Below are 5,439 nucleotides of genomic sequence, written 5' to 3' on the forward strand. Positions count from 1 at the left end.
TGCGGGCGGGCTTGCGCCCGGACGCCCCGCCGCCTTTGCGGGGCGCGTCGCCCGATTGCGAGCCGGCTTTCGGGCGCGCGCGCTTGCGGTCGCGAAACGCCTCCAAGCGCGTCGGCGAGTAGGGCTCGGGCAGCGGCAGCCGCAGGATCCGGTTCACCTTGTCGTCGCGGCCGGCCCGCAGGGCGGCCACCGCCTCCGGTTCGTGGCGCGCGGCGTTGGCCATGATGCCGATCATGAAAAGCGTTGCCGCGGTTGATGTTCCGCCGGCGGAAATGAGTGGCAGCTGGATGCCGGTGACCGGCAGGATTCCGATGACGTAGCCGATGTTGATGAACGCCTGGCCCAGCACCCACATGGTCGTGGTGGCGGTCAGCAGCCGCAGGAACGGGTCGGCCGAGCGGCGCGCGATCCGCATCCCGGTGTAGGCGAACAGCCCGAACAGCACCAACAGCGCGAAGGCGCCGATGAAGCCGAGCTCCTCGCCGATGATCGCGAAGATGAAGTCGTTGTGGGCGTTGGGCAGGTAGTTCCACTTGGCCACGCCCTGGCCCAGGCCGTCGCCGAAGATCCCGCCGTGCGCGAGCGCGAACTTCGCCTGGCGCGCCTGGTAGCCGGTGTCCTGCGGGTCGTTCTCCGGGTTGATCCAGGACCGCACCCGGTCCGACCGGTATCCGGCCGACATGGCCAGGATCGCGCCGGCCACGAAGACGGCCAGCAACGAGGTGACGAACACGCGCAACGGCAGGCCGGCGTACCACAGCAGGGCCAGCAGGATGATGCCCAGCGACACCGTCTGCCCGAGGTCGGGCTGGGCGACGATCAGCGCCAGCGCGATCACCGCCGCCGGCACCAGGGGAATCAGCAATTCGCGCAGGCTCGCCCGCTCCAGGCGGCGGGCGGCCAGCATGTGGGCGCCCCAGATGGCGAAGGCGATCTTGGCCAGCTCGGACGGCTGCATCGAGAAGCCGGCGACCACGAACCACTTGCGAGATCCGTTGGCCAGGTTGCCGATACCGGGAACCAGCACCAACACCAGCAGGATGACCGTGACGACGTAGCCGGTGAATGCGACCCGCCGGATGAACCGCACCGACATCCGCAGGGAGGCGTAGCAGGCGATGAGCCCGATCACGGTCCACAGCACCTGCTTGCCGAAGATCACCCAGGCCGATCCGTCGGCATCGTAGGACCGCACGCCCGAGGCCGAGAGCACCATGATCAGCCCGAGCGTCGTCAGGAGCCCGGCGACCGCGATGATCAGGTGAAACGACGTCATGGGCCGGCCCAGCCAGGCGCCGAACCGGCCGTGCGCACCGCCGTCCTTGGCCGGCTTGTCCTTCTTCTGCGGCTTGGCGGGCTTCGTGCCGACCTTCTGGTCGGCATCGGCCTGCGCGGCATCGGCTGCCGCGTCGACGTCCTCGGCCGGCCCGGGCTCGGCCGTGGCCGTCTCGGTGCTGTCTTTACCCCGGCGCAGCCGCCGGGTCAGCGCGTTACCCACGCCCGCCCTACCGGAGCGCCGCGCGCACGGCGGCCGCGAAGGCGTCGCCCCGGTCGGCGTAACCCGCGAATTGGTCGAACGATGCGCCCGCCGGAGCCAGCAGGACGGTGTCACCGGGCTTCGCTACGGTACGAGCCGCGGCCACCGCCGCGTTCATGACCGCCGTGCCCACATTGCCGCCGGATTGTTTCACTTCTGTCACATCTGCCCCAAAAACCACAGCAGTCGCATCCATACCAGCATCCTCGCCTGTCACAACCTGCAGGACGGGTACATCCGGCGCGTGTCGCGATAACGCCTCTGCAACCTCGTGCCGATCGCGACCGATGAGCACGGCCGCGACCAGCCGCGACGCCATCCTGGCGACCTCGGCGTCCACCGACGCGCCCTTGAGCAGACCGCCGGCGATCCACACGACCCGGGGGTAGGCCAGCACGGACGCCTCGGCGGCGTGGGGGTTGGTGGCCTTGGAGTCGTCGACGTAGGTGATTCCGTCGGCAACGGCCACGACCTCGGCCCGGTGCCGGCCCACCCGGAACGAGGTGATCGCGGTCGCGATCGCCTCGGCCGGCACGTCGACGCTGCGCGCCAGCGCCGCGGCGGCCAGGGCGTCGAGCACCCCGACCGGCCCAGGCACCGGGATCGCGTCGGCCGGCAGCAGCGCGAGGTCGTCGGCGAAGGCGCGGTCCACCAGGTGGCCGTCGCGCACGCCCAGCTCCCCCGCGGCCGGCTCGCCCAGCCGGAAGCCGACGCGCATCGGCGCCGCGGCGGTGTCCAGCAGCGCCGCCGCCCGGCTGTCGTCCAGCCCCACCACCGCGACCCGACCGTCGAGTACCCGCGCCTTCGCCGCGGCGTAGGCGGCCATGCTGCCGTGCCAGTCGAGGTGGTCCTCGGCGATGTTGAGCACCGCGCCGGCCTCGGGCTTCAGCGAAGGCGCCCAATGCAATTGGAAGCTGGACAGCTCGACGGCCAGCAGCTCGGCGGGTTCGTCGGTGTCGTCGGCCAAGACGTCGAGCACCGGGTCGCCGATGTTGCCGCACAGCAGGGCGCGCCGGCCGCCCGCGGTCAGCATGGCGTGCAGCATCGACGTGGTCGTCGTCTTGCCGTTGGTGCCGGTCACCACCAGCCAGCGCCGCGGCGGCCCGTACCGGCCCGCGGCGTCGAGCCGCCAGGCCAGCTCCACGTCGCCCCAGATCGGCACCCCGGCCGTCGCGGCCGCCATCAGCAGCGGCGTCGTCGGCGCAAAGCCGGGACTGGTGACCACCAGCGCGAACCGGGAGATCTGCTCGGCGGCGGTCGCGGTGGACGCGGTCGCCACCCCGGCATCGGCGTGTCCGCGCAGCGTGGCCGGATCGTCGTCGCACAGCGTGGGCACCGCGCCGAACCTCCGCAGCGCCGCCAGCGCGGCCCTGCCCGTCACCCCGCCGCCGGCCACCAGCACCGGCGCGCCGGGCGCCAGGGGGTCAAGGCCGCTCATCAGGCACCTGTCGCGCCCAGCCACTCACCGTAGAACAGGGCCACGCCCAGGCCGCAGGCGATCGCGGTGAGCAGCCAGAAGCGGATGATGACCGTGGTCTCGGCCCAGCCGGCCAGTTCGAAATGGTGGTGAAAGGGCGCCATCCGGAACACCCGGCGCCCGGTGGTCCGAAACGTCAAGATCTGCAACACCACCGAGCTGACCTCGGCGACGAACAGCGAACCCAGCACGACGGCGAGGATCTCGGTGCGGCTGGTGATCGAGAGGCCGGCGATGATGCCGCCCAAGGCCAGCGATCCGGTGTCGCCCATGAAGATCTTGGCGGGCGCGGCGTTCCACCACAGAAACCCGATGCAGGCGCCCGCGGTGGCGGCCGCGACGAACGCCAGGTCCAGCGGGTCGCGCACGTTGTAGCAGCCCAGACCCGGCGAGCTGACGCAGGCGCTGTGCGCCTGCCAGAACGTGATCAGGACGTAGGCGGCGGACACCATCGCCATGCTGCCGGCGGCCAGCCCGTCCAGGCCGTCGGTGAAGTTGACCGCGTTGGACCAGGCGCTGACGACGACGACGCAGAACAGCACGAACAGCCCGGGCGCCAGGGTGACGGTCGCGATCTCACGCACGTAGGACAGGTCGGCGCTGGCCGGGGTCAGCCCGTTGGCGTTGTGGAACCGCAACACCAGCACGCCGAACAGCACCGCGGCGGCGACCTGCCCGATCGTCTTGGCCGTCTTGTTCAGGCCGAGGTTGCGAGACCTGCGGATCTTGATCAGGTCGTCGAGGAATCCCACGATGCCGAGCGCGGTGGCCAGACCCAGCACCAGCAGACCCGACACGCTGACGCCTTCGCCGTCGAAGGCCATCCCGGCCAGGTGGGTGCCCAGATACCCCGCCCAGATGCCGGCCAGGATCGCCACGCCGCCCATGGACGGCGTGCCCCGTTTGGCGTGGTGCGTCGGCGGGCCGTCCTCGCGGGTGTGGTGGCCGAATCCCTGCCGGGTGAACAACTGGATCAGCGCCGGGGTCAACAGGATCGACACGGTCAGCGCGACGGCGACCGCGATGAGGATCTGCCTCATGCGCGCGTCCCAGGGTCGTCTGAGCCGGCTGGGCTTTCTGATGGTGACGACCCGCTTCGCCCGGCTTCGCCGCCCTCGCGATCGTCAGCGCTCGATGGTGACGACCCGCTTCGCCCGGCTTCGCCGCCCTCGCGATCGTCACGGGCCAGCGCGTCGGCCAGCGCGCCCAGGCCGGCCGAATTCGACGCCTTGACCAGCACCACGTCACCGGGTCGCACCTCGGCTCGCAGCAACGCCAGGGCGGCGTCGCTGTCGGCGACGTTCACGGCCCCCTTATCGGCGGCGCCCCAGGAACCCTCCATGACCGCTCCGTGGTGCATGGCGCTCATCGACCTCCCACTTCCCACGACAACGAGTCGAGACACATCTAAGCGCACGGCCAACCGCCCGATGCGATCGTGCTCGAGGATGGCGTCCTCACCGAGCTCGGCCATCTCGCCGAGCACCGCCCAGCTCCTGCGCTTTTCAGAGGGGCTGCTGCCACCCTCGCCCCCGTGGGCGATCCAGGCCAGCGCCTGCAGCCCGGCCCGCATCGAATCGGGGTTGGCGTTGTAGGCATCGTCGATCACGGTAACCCCGTCGGCGCGGGTGGTGACCTGCATCCGGTGCCGCGACACCGGGCCCGCGGCGGCGAGGGCGGCCGCGACCTGGTCCAGGTCGGCGCCGCATTCCAGGGCGACCGCGGCCGCGCACAGCGCGTTGCCGACCTGGTGATCGCCGTAGACGCCGAGGCCTACCTGCACCTGCCGCACCCCGGTGGCGTCGCGCCGGTGCAGCGTGAACCGCGGCCTGGCCAGCTCGTCGAGCGACACCGGCCCGGCCCACAGGTCGCTGGGGCCCGCGTCGGTGTGCTCGGCGCGACCGACCCGGACCACCCGGGCCGCGGTCACGTCCGCCATGGCCCCCACGGCCGGATCGTCGGCGTTGAGGATCACCACCCCGGACGCTGGGACAGATTGCGGCAGTTCGGATTTCGTTTGGGCGATGGCTTCGCGCGAGCCGAACTCGCCCAGGTGAGCGGTGCCCACGTTGAGCACCACGCCGATGGACGGCGTGGCGATGTCGGCCAGCGCGGCAATGTTGCCGGGATGCCGGGCCGACATCTCGAGCACCAGGTAGTCGGTGTCGGCCGTCGCGCGCAGCACCGTCCAGGGGTGGCCCAGCTCGTTGTTGAACGACCCGGGCGGGGCGACCACCTCCCCCAGCGGCGCCAGCACGGCGGCCACCAGGTCCTTGGTCGAGGTCTTTCCCGACGATCCGGTGATGCCGACGATCCGCAGCCCCCCGGCCACCAGCTCGGCGGCCACCGCCTTGGCCAGCCTGGCCAGCGCGGCCAGCACCGCGGCGCCCGAGCCGTCCGGGTCGTGCTCGAGCACGCCGGCGCG

2 protein-coding genes and 2 pseudogenes are annotated in these 5,439 nt (G+C 71.6%); all 4 read right to left on the reverse strand.

The genetic code is table 11. The features are described from left to right. Positions 1 to 1,306: pseudogene (gene ftsW / locus DQP57_RS26030) on the reverse strand (putative lipid II flippase FtsW); the annotation flags it as partial. A gap of 199 nt (positions 1,307 to 1,505) precedes the next feature. Continuing rightward, positions 1,506 to 2,975, reverse strand: a complete 1,470-nt coding sequence (murD, locus tag DQP57_RS26035) for a UDP-N-acetylmuramoyl-L-alanine--D-glutamate ligase (RefSeq protein WP_112635748.1) — start codon at positions 2,973 to 2,975, stop codon at positions 1,506 to 1,508. Beyond that, a complete protein-coding gene (gene mraY / locus DQP57_RS26040; RefSeq protein ID WP_112635750.1) occupies positions 2,975 to 4,054 on the reverse strand; it encodes a phospho-N-acetylmuramoyl-pentapeptide-transferase in 1,080 nt (359 codons plus the stop codon). The genes murD and mraY overlap by 1 nt, the downstream gene beginning before the upstream one ends. 125 nt (positions 4,055 to 4,179) lie before the next feature. After that, positions 4,180 to 5,439, reverse strand: a pseudogene (locus tag DQP57_RS26050) (UDP-N-acetylmuramoyl-tripeptide--D-alanyl-D-alanine ligase); the annotation flags it as partial.

Origin of the sequence: Mycobacterium colombiense (assembly GCF_003284935.1) — a bacterium.
GTDB classification, from domain to species: Bacteria; Actinomycetota; Actinomycetes; order Mycobacteriales; family Mycobacteriaceae; genus Mycobacterium; species Mycobacterium arosiense_A.

Coding starts and splice junctions, on each gene's coding strand:
- murD (WP_112635748.1), bottom strand. CDS start 2,975: ATGAGCGGCCTTGACCCCCTGGCGCCCGGCGCGCCGGTGCTGGTGGCC.
- mraY (WP_112635750.1), bottom strand. CDS start 4,054: ATGAGGCAGATCCTCATCGCGGTCGCCGTCGCGCTGACCGTGTCGATC.